Origin of the sequence: Microcoleus sp. N9_A2 (genome assembly GCF_036701775.1) — a bacterium.
In the GTDB taxonomy this organism is placed as follows: Bacteria; Cyanobacteriota; Cyanobacteriia; order Cyanobacteriales; family Microcoleaceae; genus Microcoleus.
In genome coordinates this window covers 156,586-175,075 of the sequence record NZ_JAUBRH010000004.1, presented here as the reverse complement: position 1 = coordinate 175,075, position 18,490 = coordinate 156,586, and the positions used below count along the sequence as shown (strand labels likewise).

The 18,490-nt window shown below is 47.8% G+C and carries 10 protein-coding genes; 7 read left to right on the top strand and 3 right to left on the bottom strand.

The features are described 5' to 3' along the window. Positions 1-72: 72 nt before the first annotated feature. A complete protein-coding gene (psaA, locus tag QUA44_RS03930) occupies positions 73-2,367 on the bottom strand; it encodes a photosystem I core protein PsaA (RefSeq protein ID WP_333248277.1) in 2,295 nt (764 codons plus the stop codon). A 652-nt stretch (positions 2,368-3,019) separates the two neighbouring features. On the opposite strand from psaA, the gene QUA44_RS03925 reads away from it, so the two are divergent. The 4 genes from QUA44_RS03925 (at position 3,020) to QUA44_RS03910 (ending at position 9,378) form a co-directional block, all read left to right on the top strand. Continuing rightward, positions 3,020-4,579: a hypothetical protein gene (locus QUA44_RS03925; RefSeq protein WP_333248279.1), complete on the top strand. Its 1,560-nt coding sequence runs from the start codon at positions 3,020-3,022 to the stop codon at positions 4,577-4,579. Positions 4,580-4,660: 81 nt separating this feature from the next. Next, complete coding sequence (gene arsM / locus QUA44_RS03920) at positions 4,661-5,629, top strand: arsenosugar biosynthesis arsenite methyltransferase ArsM (RefSeq protein ID WP_333248281.1); 969 nt, start codon at positions 4,661-4,663, stop codon at positions 5,627-5,629. Between the two features lie 238 nt (positions 5,630-5,867). Further along, on the top strand, positions 5,868-7,493 hold the full coding sequence (locus QUA44_RS03915) for a GAF domain-containing protein (RefSeq protein ID WP_333248282.1): 1,626 nt from the start codon (positions 5,868-5,870) through the stop codon (positions 7,491-7,493). 244 nt (positions 7,494-7,737) lie between these two features. After that, the gene (locus QUA44_RS03910) at positions 7,738-9,378 is read left to right on the top strand and encodes a thioredoxin-like domain-containing protein (protein WP_333248284.1); all 1,641 of its coding nucleotides are present in this window, start codon (positions 7,738-7,740) and stop codon (positions 9,376-9,378) included. A gap of 157 nt (positions 9,379-9,535) precedes the next feature. Here the strand turns inward: QUA44_RS03910 and QUA44_RS03905 are convergent, their stop codons facing one another. After that, complete coding sequence (locus QUA44_RS03905) at positions 9,536-10,336, bottom strand: circadian clock KaiB family protein (RefSeq protein ID WP_333248286.1); 801 nt, start codon at positions 10,334-10,336, stop codon at positions 9,536-9,538. Positions 10,337-10,397: 61 nt separating this feature from the next. Further along, complete coding sequence (locus tag QUA44_RS03900) at positions 10,398-11,666, bottom strand: type IV pilus twitching motility protein PilT (protein WP_333248288.1); 1,269 nt, start codon at positions 11,664-11,666, stop codon at positions 10,398-10,400. A 306-nt stretch (positions 11,667-11,972) separates the two neighbouring features. On the opposite strand from QUA44_RS03900, the gene QUA44_RS03895 reads away from it, so the two are divergent. The 3 genes from QUA44_RS03895 (at position 11,973) to QUA44_RS03885 (ending at position 17,802) form a co-directional block, all read left to right on the top strand. Further along, complete coding sequence (locus tag QUA44_RS03895) at positions 11,973-13,370, top strand: amidase (RefSeq protein ID WP_333248290.1); 1,398 nt, start codon at positions 11,973-11,975, stop codon at positions 13,368-13,370. 274 nt (positions 13,371-13,644) lie between these two features. Beyond that, entirely contained in the window at positions 13,645-15,645 is a 2,001-nt protein-coding gene (locus QUA44_RS03890) for a cation:proton antiporter domain-containing protein (protein ID WP_333248292.1), read from the top strand. A gap of 498 nt (positions 15,646-16,143) precedes the next feature. Beyond that, positions 16,144-17,802, top strand: coding sequence for an alpha/beta hydrolase (locus QUA44_RS03885; RefSeq protein ID WP_333248294.1), 1,659 nt, complete (start codon positions 16,144-16,146; stop codon positions 17,800-17,802). Positions 17,803-18,490: the final 688 nt, after the last annotated feature.

Sequence of the window (18,490 nt, the reverse complement as noted above, 5' to 3'; positions counted from 1 at the left end):
GGTTCGGTTCCGAGGTTTGGATTCTGGGTTTGAGATTGCTCCCAAATCCTGAATCCAAAACCTAAAGGTAGTTTACCCTACCGAGATGATTCGCGCTAGGAAGAATGCCCAAGTAGTGACAATTCCTCCCAGGAGGTAGTGAGCTACACCCACTGCCCGACCCTGAATAATGCTCAGAGCGCGAGGCTGAATCGACGGAGACACTTTGAGTTTGTTATGAGCCCAAACAATGGACTCAATCAGTTCTTGCCAGTAGCCGCGGCCGCTGAACAGGAACATCAAGCTGAAAGCGAATACGAAGTGTCCGGCTAGGAACATCAGACCGTAGGCCGACAGTGCCGAACCGTAGGACTGAATTACCTGAGAAGCTTGCGCCCACAGGAAGTCCCGCAGCCAGCCGTTAATCGTGATCGCACTTTGTGCGAAGTTGCCGCCGGTGATGTGAGAAATGGTGCCGTCTGGCGATACTGTTCCCCACACGTCCGACTGCATTTTCCAGCTAAAGTGGAAAATCACGATCGAGATGCAGTTGTACATCCAGAACAAGCCGAGGAAAACGTGATCCCAACCGGATACTTGGCAGGTGCCGCCACGGCCAGGGCCGTCGCAAGGGAACCGGAAGCCCAAGTTACCTTTGTCAGGAACCAAGCGTGAACTGCGTGCAAACAACACGCCCTTCAAAAGAATCAGGACTGTAACGTGAATTGTGAAAGCGTGGATGTGGTGGATTAAGAAGTCCGCCGTACCCAATTCGATCGGCATCATCGCTATTTTGCCCGCGACTACTACTGCACCGCCGCCAAAAGCGTGGCTGACGATTTCCGTAGCATTAGGCGCTGTTGTTCCCGGAGCCAAAGCGTGGATGTTTTGCACCCACTGGGCAAATATCGGACGCAATTGAATACCAGTATCTGAGAACAAATCTTGAGGACGACCGAAAGCCCGCATTGTATCGTTGTGAACGTACAAACCAAAGCTGTGGAAGCCTAAGAATATGCAAACCCAGTTGAGGTGAGAGATGATTGCATCTCTGTGGCGGATTACACGATCGAGCAAGTTATTAACGTGCTGAGTCGGATTGTAATCTCGCACCATGAAAATTGCTGCGTGAGCCGCTGCTCCAACAATCAGGAATCCGCCAATCCACATGTGGTGGGTGAACAGGGATAGCTGAGTCGGGTAGTCGGTTGCGATGTACGGATACGGAGGCATCGCGTACATGTGGTGAGCCACGATGATGCTGATAGAGCCCATCCAGGCCAAGTTCCACGACAGTTGGGCGTGCCAAGACTGTGTGAAGACTTCGTACATCCCTTTGTGGCCTTCGCCAGTGAAAGGGCCTTTGTGAGCTTCCAGAACTTCTTTGAAGCTGTGGCCAATGCCCCAGTTCGTGCGATAGAAGTGTCCGGCGACGATGAACAGCACTGCCAAAGCTAAGTGGTGGTGCGCTGTATCTGTCAGCCACAAACCGCCTGTAGTGGGGTTCAGACCGCCTTTGAAGGTCAGGAAGTCTGCGTATGCGCCCCAGTTGAGGGTGAAGAAGGGGGTTAAACCTTTTGCGAAACTCGGGTAGATGTCAGCCATCAAGCCCGGTGTCAAAATCCACTCATGCGGCAGGGGGATATCAGCAACTGTTTTAATCAGCTTGCCGCCCACTGTCAGGGGTGAGCCTGCATCGATCGCGTCCATGCAAGCATTTATCGGCAGAGCAACGTGAATTTGTTGTCCTGCAAAGCCCAAGCATCCACAGCCTAGCAAACCTGCCAAGTGGTGGTTCATCATCGATTCTACGTTCTGAAACCATTCCAGTTTCGGAGCGCGGACGTGATAGTGGAACCAACCGGCAAATAGCATCAAAGCTGCCATTACCAAAGCGCCGATCGCAGTGCAATATAGCTGGTATGAGTTAGTGATGCCATTGGCGCGCCACAGTTGAAACAGACCAGAGGTGATTTGAATTCCGTGAAAGCCGCCGCCTACATCTGCATTTAAAATTTCTTGACCAAAAATCGGCCAAACCACTTGAGCGCTGGGCTTGATGGCTGTAGGATCTGTCAGCCAAGCTTCGTAGTTGGAGAATTTAGCGCCGTGGAAATATGCGCCGCTCAACCATACGAAAATTACTGCCAAGTGGCCGAAGTGAGCGCTAAAGATTTTGCGCGAAACGTCTTCTAAGTCACTTGTATGACTGTCGAAGTCGTGAGCGTTAGCGTGGAGGTTCCAAATCCAAGTGGTGGTTTTTGGCCCCTTAGCTAGAGTGCGATCGAAATGACCTGGTTTTGACCACTTCTCGAAAGAAGTTGGAACCGGATTCTTATCGACTACTACTCTAACTTTTACCTCTCGCTCTGGAGGACTAATGGTCATGAAGACTCTCCTCTCGGTAAGACAAGGAACGAGAACTGAATACTGTATCTGACACTCCCCGTCCTAAAGCGGGCGGGGATTCTCGGGAAAGCCGACACTGCTTGCACTTCACTCTTTGCAGAGTTAGACGCAGGTGCATCGTCTCCCCAAGCATTTTGCTTCTTTGAAGAAGCCAGTTCCCCAGTGTCGCTAACAATGTCCCTGGGTACTGCCAACTCTTCTCGCTATCTGGAGCCGCCGATCGCCTCCTTGATTCAAGATTGATTTCAGGATTGATACGGCTGCTCCTTTTGAGGGAGTTTTATGAATTATAAGCCTGCTCTGAGAAGTATTAATCGCTTGTTAACAATACTTAAAAAAGCCTCAATTCTTGATGTAATAAGCCCTTTAATTTCCACACCCCCTCAAAAAAGTCAAGGGGTATTGCCATTAAGTTTACAAAACTCAAAGATTAGGGAATGGAGGAATACTCATTTATAGAGAGATGTTTAAGAAAATGGGTGCAGGAGTTATTAGTCGGATCGGATGGGTTGCCCACGGAGCCTCAATCCGGGCTCCTACGGGCCCCGAATTCCCGATCGGCAATTCCCCAATACTAAATTCGGTTTTGGGCTATAGTTCCCTATGAGAAGGCTTCTAGGAGTATGGTTGCGTGATTGGCATCAATTGGCACAGAACGGTTACGGGCAGGCTGCTGGCATTGTGCGCAGCAGCAGTATTTTGGGGTTTAGCAAGTTGTGGCGCGGGCCATCCCGAAATGCCCAAATCAGGGAACAAGAGCGGCTCAGCTCCCGCCCCAGTAAACAGAATCTCAGAGGTTTCTCCCCCAGAAGCCATTCAACAACTGCGTCAGGCTCTAGAAATCAACCAGCCTCAAATTAGTATTTTGAATCCATTACCTGACGAAGTGCTTCAGGATATAAATGTGTCTGTTCATTTCCAAGTTAAGGACTTCCCCATCTTCAAAGATGCAAACTCGGGTTTGGGCCCCCATCTGCAAGTTTTATTAGACAACCAACCTTATGCAGCAGTTTACGACATCAACCAACCTTTAACGCTCTCCGACTTAGAACCCGGAACCCATACCCTGCAGGTGTTCGCCGCTCGCCCTTGGGAAGAAAGCTTTAAAAACGAAGGTGCCGCAGCTCAAACCACCTTTCACGTTTTTACCAAAACAGACGACAATAATCCCGATCGAACATTGCCCTTATTAACGTACAACAGCCCCCAAGGCAGCTACGGGGCAGAACCCATCCTGCTCGACTTTTACTTGACAAATGCCCCCCCGCACGAAGTGGCGCAAGAAAATTCCCAAGATGAAATACTTGATTGGAAAATTCGAGCCACAGTCAACGGCCAAAGCTTTGCGATCGACCAGTGGCAACCTATATATCTTAAAGGATTCAAACCAGGGAAAAACTGGGTACAGCTAGAATTAATTGACGAACGGGGAAAAATTGTCAAAAACGCCTTTAATAATACAGTCAGACTGATCAATTTCCAACCGCTCGGTCAAGATCCTCTTTCAAAATTAGTGCGGGGCGAACTAACAGCAGCAGAAACTCGCGGTATAGTCGATCGCACCTACCAAGCCCCTGCTCCCACACCAACCCCAACCCCCGAACCGACACCGACACCTGCATTAGAAAAAACACCAGTTGTCCCACCCTCACCAGCGGTTCCAGAAACCCCTGTTACCGAACCCAGCTTAGAGCCAACAGTCGCTCCCGAAGTTGCTCCCATTCAAGTAATAGAAACGACACCTACAGCAACCCCCCAACTCGAAGCGCCCAAACTTGTAAAACCAGTTCAAGTAATAGAAACGACACCGACAGCAACTCCACAGTTAGAAACCCCGAAAGTTGTTGCACCAGTTAAAATAATAGAACCGACCGCAACAGCATCTCCCCAAGCAAAAAAACAGGAATATAAAGGATACTACAATCGGTTCCGCAACTTCTTGCGTGAAGAACCCCAACCTTCTAATCCTTCAGAGCCACCAACCCTGCCAGAAATAACAGGAAAAGCTCCAGTACCAAAAGTAGTCGCTCCCGCGATACCAGAAGAGTCTCCCAATCTTGTACAGCCAACGCCACCAGTTGCCGCTGAAACTCCTAGCCAGCCAACCACGGAATTAGCAGATCCCAAAACAACTGTTTCCCAACCCGAAAATCCCCCCAAATCCGAACAAAAAGTCGAATTTGCCACCTAACAAAAACTTTCTGGGCTTCTTTGTGGCATGGGCGTCCCGCCCGTGCTCCATCTGCGGTCAAAAATTAAAGGACACTAAAAAATGACCTACCTCGAAACAGCAGCCAAATTCTACAGCGACGTTGCCGAAACTCCCCAAATCGGACTTTGTTGCGTCCAAAGCAGCCCCTTGCAACTGCCAGGATTAAAAATTCCCGAACAAATGCAAGAGATGAATTACGGCTGCGGTACAACAGTCCACGCCGCCGAACTTGTCGGCAATCCAACCGTGCTTTATGTAGGCGTCGGCGGCGGTTTGGAAGCGCTGCAATTTGCTTATTTCTCTAGAAAAAAGGGAGCAGTAATTGCCGTAGATCCGGTTGCAGCAATGCGAGAAGCTGCGGCACGCAACTTGCAAAAGGCAGCCCACGAGAATGAGTGGTTTGATCCGAGTTTTGTGGAAATTCGGGAAGGCGATGCTTTTGCGTTGCCGATGCCCGATGCTTCTGTCGATGTTGTCGCCCAAAACTGCTTGTTTAATATCTTTGAACCGGCGGATTTAGCTAAAGCATTAAAAGAGACTTATCGGGTTTTAAAACCGGGTGGCCGGTTGTTGATGAGCGATCCGATCGCAACTCGCCCCATTCCGCAACATTTGAAAGAAGACCAACGCTTGCGGGCCTTGTGTTTGTCGGGTGCTCTGACATACGCAGAATACGTTCAACACCTTGTAGACGTGGGCTTTGGGCAAGTAGAAGTCCGGGCGCGCCGTCCTTACCGGCTGCTGGACAAACACAATTACAAATTGGATGCGGATTTGCTGTTAGAAAGCCTTGATTCAGTGTCTTTTAAAGTGGACATACCCCCGGATGGCGCTTGTATTTTTACTGGTAAGACGGCGATTTATGCGGGTTCTGAAGAGCTATTTGATGACGGTGCTGGTCACGTTTTGCAGCGCGGAGTTCCGGCGGCGGTGTGTGATAAAACGGCTGGGAAGTTGGGGGGATTGATGCCGGATCGGGTGTTGATTACTGATTCGAATTGGCATTATAATGGCGGCGGTTGCTGTTAGGTAAAAAGTTGTCATACCGAATTTTATTCAGATAGGTTGGGTTGAAGTTGCGTTAAACCCAACCTACAAGATATTTCCTAGACAAGATTGCATGAATTTTTGATGCCAGAGGAAAACAGTAGATGAACGCCAATGAACCCAGATAAACTCAAGATAGTTGGCGAGTTTGGCAATCTTGTCGGCTAATAATTTGTCCTGAAATCGCGTAAAATCTAAAAATTATTATTGGAGTTATTTCATGGAACCTGAAGGTAAATTTGAGGAAATTTTAACACTACTCGATAAGGAGAGTTATACATCTGTTTTGAGTAATGTTTGTGGGGATAATAAGTGTGGAAATTGTCAAAGATTTCCCGACATATTATCAATGTTGGATCTGCTGCTTGAACCAGAAGGCTGCGATCGCATTCTTAATGAAATGTTGTCTTCCATCACATTAAAAACAGGGGATTTGTTGAATGCAGATCGAGCTACAATTTTTATATTAGATGAAGAACATAACGAACTGTGGGCGATAGTTGCCAAAGATGAGAATGGCAAAAACATAGAAATCAGAGTTCCCGCCCACGTGGGCATCGCAGGAGAAGCAGCCACAGAAAAAAAAGTGGTTAACATTCCTTATGATTTTTACAACGACGCGCGATCGGCTAACGCCCAAAAAATGGATGAAAAAACGGACTACCGCACTTATACAATGCTGGTTATGCCCGTTATCAATGAGAAAACAGGGCAGTTAGTGGCAGTGGTTCAACTCATTAATAAACTGAAACCCGATCGCGAAAATCACACTACTATTCACGAAAAAATCGACAAGACTGGATTTACTGAAGAAGACGAACAAGTTTTTAAAGAATTTGCTCCCTCGATTCGCTTAAGTATAGAATCCTGCAAGTCTTTCTACGCGGCATCTCAGAGACAGTGCGCTGTTACGGCGCTAATCAATGCCATCGGGGCTCTTTCTCAGAGCAGCCTAGACTTAGAAGATACCCTAAAAAGGGTGATGGATGAGGCAAAAGAACTCATGAACGCCGATCGCAGCACCCTGTGGCTGATCGACGAAGATAAAGACGAACTGTGGACAACAATCCCGAACATCGCCGGCGACCTTAAAGAAATTCGCATACCCAGAACCGCCGGTTTTGCAGGTATTGTGGCTCAATCCGGCGAACCGCTGTTGATGCCCTTTGATATGTACGACGACCCCCGGGCCGCCAGAGCCGAAGTAGATCAAAAATCCGGCTACCGCACTTGCAGTATGCTGTGTATGCCAGTGTTTAACTCAAACAGAAAATTGATTGGCGTCATCCAATTAGTTAATAAAAAACGACAGGGAGAATTCCCGCCCTACAACCCGGCAGATTGGCCGCACGCCCCTGAACAGTTTAAAGCGAGTTTTAGTCGCAACGACATAGAATTTATGCAGGCGTTTAACATCCAAGCGGGTGTTGCATTGCAAAATGCTATGCTGTTTTCCGAGGTCAAACAACAAGAAACAAGACATAAAGATGTACTGCGATCGCTCCCGAATGCAATCATCTCCACCGATAAAAAGGGAAATATCATCACAGCCAACAATCGGGCAAAGCAATTGCTAGGTGCTAGCAATGCCGAACTCAAAGAAGGTGTAAGTTTGGGGGATTTAATTAAACTAAAAAATGATAATTTCGCTGAATGGTTAAATGCTGCTTTGTCACCTCAAAGCGACGAAGGTCGAGAGCAATATTACCCCGATCGCGTCCTATTGCCTTTGCAAGGGGAACCGCAGAATATCAATCTGTGGGTTAACTCAATGACAGATGCGATCGACCCGGACAAAATTAACGGGGCATTGGTAGTTATGGAAAATATCAACAGAGAAAAGTAAGATCGAGAACTTGTAAATTTGGTATTTTAGACCGCAACAGCCGTCAATTAAGGTGGCAAGAGCGATCGGCAGTCAAAAAAACACTCCCGTGCGATCGCCCCCTCCCCCTCCTCTTGTGGCACGGGCGTATCGCCTATGTCCTCAAGCGGTTCCCGGACTCAACCTCCCTTTTCCCCCATCCTGCCAAACTTCCCGCTAAATTAAAGAAGGTAAAAAATCATTCACGCCCCACCAAGGAGATCCCATGCCTCGCGTCAGAGCACCAGAATTCCCCGTAAAATACCCCTGGTTGAACACCGAAAAACCTTTATCCATTGAATCCTTAAAAGGGCGGGTCGTCCTCCTCGACTTCTGGACGTACTGCTGCATCAACTGCTTGCACGTCCTCCCAGACTTAAAATACCTCGAACAAAAATATAAAGATTCCCTCACGGTTATCGGCGTTCACTCAGCCAAATTTGAAAACGAAAAAGAAGTAGAAAACATCCGCCAAGCTATCCTCCGCTACGATATCGAACATCCGGTAATTGTAGACAGTGGCATGAAAGTTTGGCAAAGCTATGCCGTTCGCGCTTGGCCGACTTTAATGGTGATCGATCCTGAAAGTTATGTCGTCGGCTTTGTTTCCGGCGAAGGCAATAGAGAAGCACTTGACGAGTTAGTTGGCAAGTTAATTGCTGAATACAAAGATAAAAATGCACTCAACTTTAAACAACTCAGTTTTAGCTTAGAAAAACAGCGCAAACCTGTATCAACACCGCTGGCTTTTCCCGGTAAAGTGCTGGCATTTGCGATCGCTGCAACGGAGGCAAAACAGCTTCACCAACAGGGCGCGCTTTTGGGCGAAATGAGTCAGGAAAATGAATCTGTAGATGAAACTGTATTGCCCGGACCTGCTAATTCAGTTATACAAAACTTAGTCGGTTCTTGCTTATTTATTGCAGATTCCGGCCACAATAGGATTGTTGTCAGCACCCTCGAAGGTGAGGTGCTGCACGTCATCGGTAGCGGCAAACCGGGTTTAACTGATGGGGACTTTGAAGAGGCTGAGTTTTTTGCACCTCAAGGTATGGCTTTTGATGCAGAAAGTCAAATTCTATATATTGCTGATACGGAAAATCATGCTCTCAGAAAGATTGATTTTACGACTCAACGGGTAGAAACTGTTGCTGGTACGGGCGAACAAAGTCACGAAATTTCACCCCCCAGCGGCAAGGGTTTAGAAACGCAATTGAATTCGCCTTGGGATTTAGAAAGAGTTGGAAATAGACTTTTTATTGCAATGGCGGGTTCGCACCAGATTTGGGAAATGCAGTTAGACACTGGCACGATTGGCACTTATGCGGGTATTGGCAGAGAATCCTGTGTTGACGGGAATCTTGCAGATTCTGCTTTTTCTCAGCCCAGCGGCCTCTCTACGGATCGATCGGAGTTGTTTGTTGCTGACAGCGAAATTAGTTCGATTCGTGCTGTGGGTATTGATGAAGACCCGAAGGTGCGAACTGTCTGCGGTAGCGGTGAATTGTTTGGTTTTGGGGATAAAGATGGTCGCGCTGATGAGGTAAGGTTGCAGCACTGTTTGGGTGTTGAATACGCTCAAAATTACCTCTGGGTGGCTGATACTTACAATCACAAAATTAAGCGGATCGACCACCGGGGCGGTACGTGCAGAACCATGATTGGAGATGGTACAGCAGGTTTGGTTGATGCTAAAGGTCTCAAGGCTCGATTTTTTGAACCTTCAGGGTTGAGTGCGATCGGGCCTCATTTGTTTGTTGCTGATACGAACAATCATGTAATTCGGAGAGTTGAGTTGGATACGCTGGAAGTCACAACTTTGGATTTCCCCAGTTTGTGCCCTCCTGATGTTTGTCTTCCTGATTAAGCCGATGGGCTTTGGGAGCATCTCTTTCGGAGATAGGAATAAGGCCAAAAAATGGTATGCTCCGCCCCAAGCAGGGGTAAGGTGCGCAGTGCGCACCCTACAGATACAATGTGTGCGATCGCCAGTATTAAATAATCGCAAAAATCCTCGCCCCCATCTAAAATTCCGAATAGGTCAGCAGCCGCACTATTTTTTCATCATCGTTCAATTCGCCAACAATTCGTCGCACCGGTTTCGGCCAGATTTTAATCAAAGTAGGAGTTGCTGAAATCTGATCTGCCTCAGCTTGTTCTGGATGTTTCAAAACATCAATTACTTTTAAAGTGTAGGGACGATCGAGGCATTGCTCTAAAAACTGGTGTAAATTTTCGAGGGTGCGTTCGGTGCTGGGGTTGCTGCCGGAAACAAACAGACGCAAAACGTACCCTTGAGTTTGTGGCGGTGGGGTGAGTGCTGTTGGTTTGGGAAGCCGAGTCTGCTGCAATAGCGGAAAGCCCAAGGGAGTTACGATCGAACTACTCCAGTCCGATCGAGCTTCGGGGCTGGCATACTGTATAACTAAGTCGTGATTTTCCCAAAGTTCGGGGAATTGTTCGTGATAAGTTGCGATCGCCATTGGTTCGCAAATTTCTTCGCTGCGGGCTTCCCAAACCAAGTCAGCAGTGCCAAAAATGGCATTTAGTAGCGTTTGATGTCGCAGCACGGGGGGGTATGCCTCGGCTGCAACCCGCAACTGTCGATCGGTGCGATCGATCCAGCAGTCAACAGTTGCCGTATAGCAAGGTATCAGAAAATGCGGCGGTTCCGACAAACCGAGGATCTCCTGTAGAGCTACGCACAACTGCAAGTGCCACTGAGTTTGCTTGCGGGGATCTATGCAATAGATTAAGTCTCCCCCTGGCGTAAATAGTGCAATGCCTTTGAAAAATTCTGGCAAAATCGGGCGATCGACTTTCAATTCAGTACACCAATTAAAGTTAACAGTTAACAGTCAACTGTTAACTGTTAACACTCCACCTTTAGACTCGACCCCGAAGCATCTGAGCCATTTCGTTCGGGAACGGCGAGTTCTCTACACAAAGTTCTTCAGTAATCCGACCTTCTTGATAAAGGCCGTAGAGCGACTTATTCATCGTCGTCATGCCTTCATAAGTATCTTTGATCATGATTTGATTGATTTCCTCATTCTGCCCCTTCAGAATGTATTCCTTAACCACGTCGGTATTGATCATAACGTCGTGGAAAGCAGCCCGCTTCCCGTCTGTGGTTTTGCACAGCAGTTGAGCAATAATTGCCACTAAGGATTCGGAAATTGAAACCCGTATGGCCTCTTGTTCTTCCGCCCCGAACATATCCAGAATCCGGTTCAGGGTTTTAATCGCACTGTTAGTGTGCAGGGTTCCTGCAACTAAGTGACCGGTTTGAGAGGCTTTGAGGGCGATTTCCACCGTCTCTCTGTCCCGAATTTCTCCGACTAGCAGCATATCCGGGTCTTGTCGCAGAGCGCCTTTGAGAGCATTCATAAACTTGAGGGTGTGCCGGCCGACTTCGCGGTGCTTGATCAAGGATTTTTTGCTTTCGTGTACGAATTCTACCGGGTCTTCGATCGTGATGATGTTGTAGGCTTTATTCTTATTGATGTAGTCGATCATCGCCGCCAAGGTGGTAGACTTGCCCGAACCTGTCGGGCCCGTCACCAAAATCAGCCCTTTGTGGTAGCCGCATATTTTCTTAAATACCTCAGGCAGCTTCAATTCCTCCATTGTCAATATTTTGGCAGGAATTAGCCGCAGCACCATCGCCGGGCCGGCCAAGGAGTCCATGCAACTGATCCGAATGCGGACGAAGCCGAAGTCGAAAGCGCCATCAAAGTCTAGGGTTTTTTGGAAACTTTCTATTTCTTCATCGCTCATGCACTCGCGCAGCCAGCCAAAAAACGTATCTAAATCCGTCGGTGGATAGCCGATGTCGGCAATCTCGCCCCGCGTGCGGAAGCGGGGGAATTCGTTTACTCCGAGGTGAAGGTCGGATACTCCTTCTTCTTTGGCTCGGATTACTAGCTCTTTCAAACTCGGAACTCCGCCGCTGCTAGAGCTCTGGCCTTTAGGTGTGGCGAAGGATTGGGGCGCTGGTGCAGGCGGCGGTGCTGGTGCTGGTGCGGGCGGGGGTGCTGGTGGCATTCCTGCTGCTCTGGGGGGCATTCCGGGAGCAGGAGGGCGGGGCATTCCTGGTGGTGGGGGGGCTCCGGGTACGGGCGGGCGAGGAGCTGGCGGATGCTGTTGTGTCATATGCGCTACCTTAAGTTGGTGAGAAGGCTGACTCGAACAGATGATTTGTGGGAGTTGAACAATGCCGATCGCCCGAAGAGCGTCTCTTGCACAAAAGCTTAACTGTTGTTCTCAGTCTATCCCAAGAGGGGGTCGTAGTGCTGCACTACTAAGGAAATATTCTGCCAATTGGAGGATGCCATCACTCTCGATATATGATCAAATATGGATTTTTGACTTTTTTGGATAAATTTCTTAAGGACAAGAGTTTGCCGCAACTCAACAGCATTAAATTATACTTTGCCCAACTATTAAGGAGTTAAACGGATGAATTCTGTCGATCAGGCTTTTACTCCAGCCCTAGAATTAGCGAAGTCTATCCGTGATCGGGAAGTATCGCCTCTAGAAATTGTCAATCTGTACTTGGAACGGATCGATCGATTAAACCATCAGCTTGGTAGTTATTTTACAGTAACGGCTGATCGGGCGATCGAACTAGCGACAGCGCAAACCGAACACCTAGCAGGCTTAAACAAGTCAGAGGAATTGCCGCCATTTTTCGGAGTGCCGATCGGCATCAAAGACTTGACACCAGTTGCCGACATTCCCTGTACTTATGGAGTTCAGGCGTTGCACAGTAACATATCTCCCTACAACGAGTCAGTAGTCTGGCGAATCAAAGCAGCCGGATTTAACATTCTGGGCAAAACAGCAACCTCTCAAATCGGCTCATTGCCTTACACCGAGCCCCCAGGTTTCCGGCCCGCCCGCAATCCCTGGAATTTAGGCTACACGCCCGGAGGTTCCAGCGGCGGCTCAGCAGCGGCTGTAGCGGCCGGTTTATGCGCGATCGCCCAAGGTTCAGACGGCGGCGGTTCGATCCGAGGCCCAGCTTCCGCCTGCGGTTTAGTCGGCATTAAACCCTCGCGGGGGCGAGTTTCCTGGGCACCTGTCGGAGATTACCTGAGCGGAATTTCTACCAACGGCCCTCTAGCGCGTACCGTAGCTGACGCGGCCGCACTTTTAGACGTGATGTCAGGGTACACAACCGGCGATCCGTACTGGCTACCAGACCAAAATCCCACGTTTCTAAAGGCTGCCAGTGAAAAATTGGGCAAGCTGCGAATTGCTTTTTCTACCAATATTGCTCCCGTGGGTGAGGCAGCGCCTGTGTGTCAGCAAGCGGTACTTGATACCGTAAAATTATTGGCAGATTTGGGTCACGATGTCGAACCGGGATGCCCCGATTTTACGGGTTTAATCGAACCCTTTACAGTCATTTGGCAGTCTGGGGCGGGTGCAAGCGGCATTCCCAGCAAAGTTTTGGAACCGATGAATCGCTGGCTGTTGGAAAGAACAGTTTCGGCTGGGGAATATTTGCGGGCGGTGAATCAAATGCAGGTTATTTCACGGCGGATTGTGGGATTCTTTGAAAAATTTGATGTCTTAGTTTTGCCCACTTATATGCACTCGCCAATCCGGGTTGGAGAGTGGGCGGATTTGAGTTGTGAGGAAACTTTGCAGCGGATTATTAATTGGGTTGCTCCTTGTCCGCCATTTAATGCTAGCGGTTTGCCTGCGATCGCACTTCCTGCTATTTTAGATAACAACGGTTTACCCGTGGGTATTCAAATTATCGGGCGGCCCGCAGCGGAAGCAACTTTAATTGCTTTAGCGGCGCAGATGGAAGCGGCGAAACCTTTCCCGGTGTTAGATTTTAAATAGAGAAAGGTAAGGGATAAAAGCACGTTTCCCTTTTTTATGGGTATTATTCCAAATCAGGACTTGTGTGCGGGGAACTAGAAACCAGGTTTTTTTCAGAAATTTCTCGTCATCAAACCCGTATTTTACCAATAAACCCGGTTTTTCCCGCCCAGTCCAACTTATTACCAATTACGCTGTAAAATATTGAGAATACCTCTTTAGATTGATAGATATTTTGAGGGTTTTATTTTAAAAGTGGTACCAGTTCGCTGCCAATATGTAGGGTAAAAAATTCATGTTAACTTCCGGGCCAATTACCGCCCCTGTTCCCGTTTTCCTAGTTCTTTTAGCAATCATGCTACTCGCACCGCTGTTATTTGAGCGCTTGCGGCTGCCGGGAATCGTCGGTTTAATTATTGCCGGCGTAATTGTCGGGCCCAACGGTCTCAATTTGCTGCAACGGGACGCTACTATTGTTTTGTTAGGTACTGTAGGATTGCTATTTTTGATGTTCCTAGCGGGACTAGAAACTAGCCTCGATGACCTCAAACTCAATGCAGACAAAGCTGTTATATTTGGGCTGGCTACTTTTTCCTTGCCGATGATATTGGGCACGGGAGCGATGCTGCTGTTGGGATATAGCTGGCTGGCTGCAATTTTAGTCGCTTCTTGTTTCGCTACGCACACGCTTTTAGCCCTACCAATTCTCACAAAATTGGGATTGATGCGAACTCAGACTATTACTACGACTTTGGGCGGGACTTTAATTACGAATGTGTTGGGACTGTTGGTGCTGGCAATTGTTGTCAAAGCTTACAAAGGAAATCTCACTCTAGATTTTTGGCTGGTTCTCATTCCATCTCTTGCTATCTACACTTTTGCTACTTTGTGGGGAGTCCCCAAAATCGGTCGCTGGTTTTTTAAGAAATTCGGACACGACGAAAATGCCGAATTTATATTTGTATTGGCCACCCTATTTCTAGTTTCTTACGCAGCCGAAATGATTGAGATTGAGGCAATTATTGGTGCGTTTTTATCGGGAATTGCCATTACTCAAATCATCCCCAAAATGAGTCCGCTGATGAATCGGATTGAGTTTATTGGGAATACGCTGTTTGTGCCGTTTTTTCTGATTTCTGTGGGGATGTTAATTGACCCGCTAATTTTGGTGAAGCAGCCGCAGTCTTTGTTGGTGGCGGGGGTGATGATTTTAGCAGAATTGGGGAGCAAGTTTTTGGCAGCTTGGATACCGGGGAAAATATTTGGTTTTAAGTTTCCAAACATTATGGTAATGTTCGGTCTTTCTGCTGCTCAAGCTGCTTCTACTTTGGCTGCAATTACGGTTGCTTTTGAGATTAAATTGGTCGATCGCGTAACGGTGAACGGCATCATTGCCATGATTTTAGTAACTTGTGTGGCTTCTCCTTGGATTGTATCTCGGTGGGGTCAAGAAATGCAGCAGCCGGAGTCGAGTTTGCCGACTCCTACTTCGGGAAAGCGTTCATGGGGAGAACGAGTTTTAGTGCCGGTTGCTAATCCCAATACAGAAGATAATTTGCTGCGTTTGGCTTTGATTTTAGCAAAAAGCTCTCAGGGAACTTTGCTGCCGCTGCATATTTTGTCCGATCGCGGGGAAGCAATTTCACCTGCAGATAAAATGCAGCAAACTCAACTTTTGACGGCTGCGGAAACTGTGGCCCATGCTGCTGCTTGTGCGGTGGAACCGATCGCGAGGATAGATGATGCGATCGATCGCGGAATTCTGCGGAGTGCAACCGAACGCGAGGCTAGTTTAATAGTTTGCGGTTGGAAGGGATTTTCCACGACTCGCGACAATTTTTTTGGCAGCATCATTGACAATATAGTGAGGCGATCGCCCGTACCCGTACTGATTGCTCGATTTCCCGATCCTATCCAGAATACAGCCAGAATTATTTTGGCGGTAACTGACAGCGAGTTGACTCGGTTTGGATTTCAGGAAACCGTGGATATTGCTAAGAGTTTGGCCGACGAACTCAAGGCGACTTTGCAAGTGTTGTTGGTGGCGACAAAACGGGAACAAAGCAACAAAAGTGCGGCGGAGGTGGAAATTCTTTCTGAGATACCAGTAAATCGGGTGCGGGGCAATTTTATCAAGCTAGTTTCGCAGAATTTGTTAGAACACGATTTGCTGATTTTAACAACAATTTCTCACCAGAATTTGTGGGAAAAACCGGGAACTCTCAAAGAACCGGAAGCGATCGCCCGGACTCACCAAAATATTTCGATGCTTGTTGTTTATTTTCCTGTATCTTGAGGAATATTGTAACCGCAGATGATTTTATGTAGCTGGATTCATCTGCGGTTAAGATTTTAGGACTAAAGCCAACTGGCAAATTAAACAAAGGTATGTAGTTGCGCTTCAGCGCTCTTTCCTAAGCTAAGAAAGAGCGCTAAAGCGCAACTACATACCTAAAATTTAAGCCCTATTTGTGGCAATTGTGTAAGTCTTATATTTAATCCTAATCCAACGGAATTGCTAGCAAAATTTCCGCACCTTTGTGCGGTTCGGGAATACACTAGATCGCTCTTTTAACTCGCGAAGTTTGTATTTTTGGCTCGTCAGATGAAAAAATCCTTCAACTCATCATCATTAGCACCCGCACAAGAAGTGCACTTAGGTACGGAATGTGCGATCGCCAACTAAATATGCCCAGAGGCCTTGACGATCGCACCTCAAACTAGACAATTTCTCAGTATCTGGGAGAATTTTGAGAATATGGTGATGTATCCCCTCTAGTTCAATAAGGTAAAAATGAGCATCCGACCAACTTTCAGATGGTTTTCTTCGGTGGCGAGTGTTTTGGGTTCAATCTCGATTAATCCTTTCAGCGACGTGACATCCCCTGTAAAAGCTGCTGAAACTGTTGTTGTCCGCAAAGGTATTTTAGAATCCTCGATATCGGTTGCAGATTTGCGCGAACTCGCAAAAACTGGAAAAGTCCCAGCAAGACTGCAAGCTTACGCCAATCTCCTGTCCTCCGAACAGCGGAGTAAAATCTTTCGAGCACTGCAAGCGAAAATTCCCCTAAATGTAGTCGGCCTGAGCAACTTGCTAAATACGGGCATCGGCACTGCCATCCTGACGGATTTGACTACTGTCATACCCAGGGGCGACGGTGGGGGTGTGGAAGCGCTGCGAGCCGCTCTGGTGCAGGGAGCAAACGCGCCGGAAGGCTTATCGATATTGAGTTTCATTGAATCTTATCCCAGCTCGCGGGTCGTGGTGGATCTCGATCGAGCTTTCGCAGTTTTGGGAAATTTGAACGTAAGTTTTTGGCAAACTCAGCGGTTTATGGCGGCGATCGCACCTCAGTTAGCACCAGTTAAACCCGCGTTTAACCTGCCTTTCGATCCCACCCAGCCAGGCCCTAATTCCGTGCAGGTACGGGCGCTAGATTTGAACGATAGCGCCCGCAATCGACCTATTCCGGTTGACGTGTACTGGTCGGAAGCTGCGACAGCCGACAAACCGACGATCGTCTTTTCTCACGGTTTGGGTTCCGTCCGCACGGATTTGCGCTACTTAGCCGAGCATTTGGCGTCTCACGGCTATGTGGTAGCAGCTTTAGAACATCCGGGCAGCAACGAGACGAATACCAATGCTGCGATGGCGGGGAAGTGTCCCTTGCTAGCCCCTCAAGAGTTTTTAGACCGTCCCAAAGACATCAGTTTTGTACTCGACGAACTGACAAAATTGAACCAAACTGATGATAATTTGCAGGGAAAAATTGCGATCGAGCGATCTATGATCATTGGCTATTCCTTTGGCGGGGCCACAGCCTTGTCCTTGGCCGGTGCCGAACTGCAATTAAGCGGACTTAAACAGCGGTGTCAGGGGGATTTGATTGGGTTTAGCTTGGGCGAAGGCATTCAGTGCGCGGCGGCTGGATTGCCCGAAGAACGGTATCAATTGCGGGATGCAAGGATTAAAAGGGCGATCGTCATGAATCCGATCGCATCATTACTATTTGGAGAAACTGGCTTAAGTAAAATTAAGATTCCCACATTAATAGTAGCATCTTCTGCCGACAAAACAACTCCCGCCTTAGCCGAACAAATTGCCGGCTTTCCGAAAATTCCATCTCCCAAATGGCTAGTCGGTTTTGTAGGAGGAACCCACTTAAGCGTCAAAGATCCCAGTACAACTTTAGACCAACTTCGCAGGCCAAGCACAGGAATTACCGGCGATGAAGTTGTCGGCGACCAAGCTGTTAGCATACGCAATTATATTAAAGCTGTAAGTTTGGCTACTGCCGCTCAACTGACTGCTGAAGCTGACAAATATGCAGTGTTTCTAACACCAGAATACGCGCAATTTGCTTCTACATCAGCAATCCCAGTGCGACTCGTAACAGAAATTTCCCCGGAAACTAATGCAGTAGTGGAAACTTTTATTCAAGGGAATAAGTAGCCATTAGTCATTAGTCATGAGCTAATAACTAATGATTAAGACTTGTAGTAATATCAAATAAGGTAACATCAGAATTATACTTGAGTGGTAGCGTCCCGCTCGCTCCTGAGAGCGCGGAGCCACACGGGAAGCTCCCACTGCACTGGGAAAATTATGATTCCGATGTCAGGGGAAACGATATTACGACTAACAGCCTTTCCTTCTGTATGCGCGGCCGCTTAGCCGCCAGGGTGTATTTTTCTTCTTAAGCTGTTTTTGATATTTTTTGTCCGTGCAAGGGCAAAATATAACCAAGTGCTTTCACAAACTCTACTCCCAAACTGCCATGCCTAAAAAAAATCTTATCCCGCTGTTGCTGCTGTTTATAGCGCTGTTTACCCTTTACGGTGACAGTTTAACTTTCCTGCCCAAACCTGTAAGAGATACTAGCGTGGCAAGTCGAAAGTTCTTCGTCGGGTTGTGGCCGAATTGGTTGAGACCGAGAGATTTCAACGAGCAAAGGCAACAGGATATTGATAAATTGCAAAAAAGTCCTAGTCCCAGTCGATAGTTTTGAGCTACCAGCGAGAAACCCGGTTTCTCTAATAATACCTAGCCATTTTCTTGTAGGTTGGGTTAAGCGAAGCCCAACCAAACATGAGGATTTGAGATTGTAGATTTTAGATTTTTCCTCCAATCTCAAATCGAT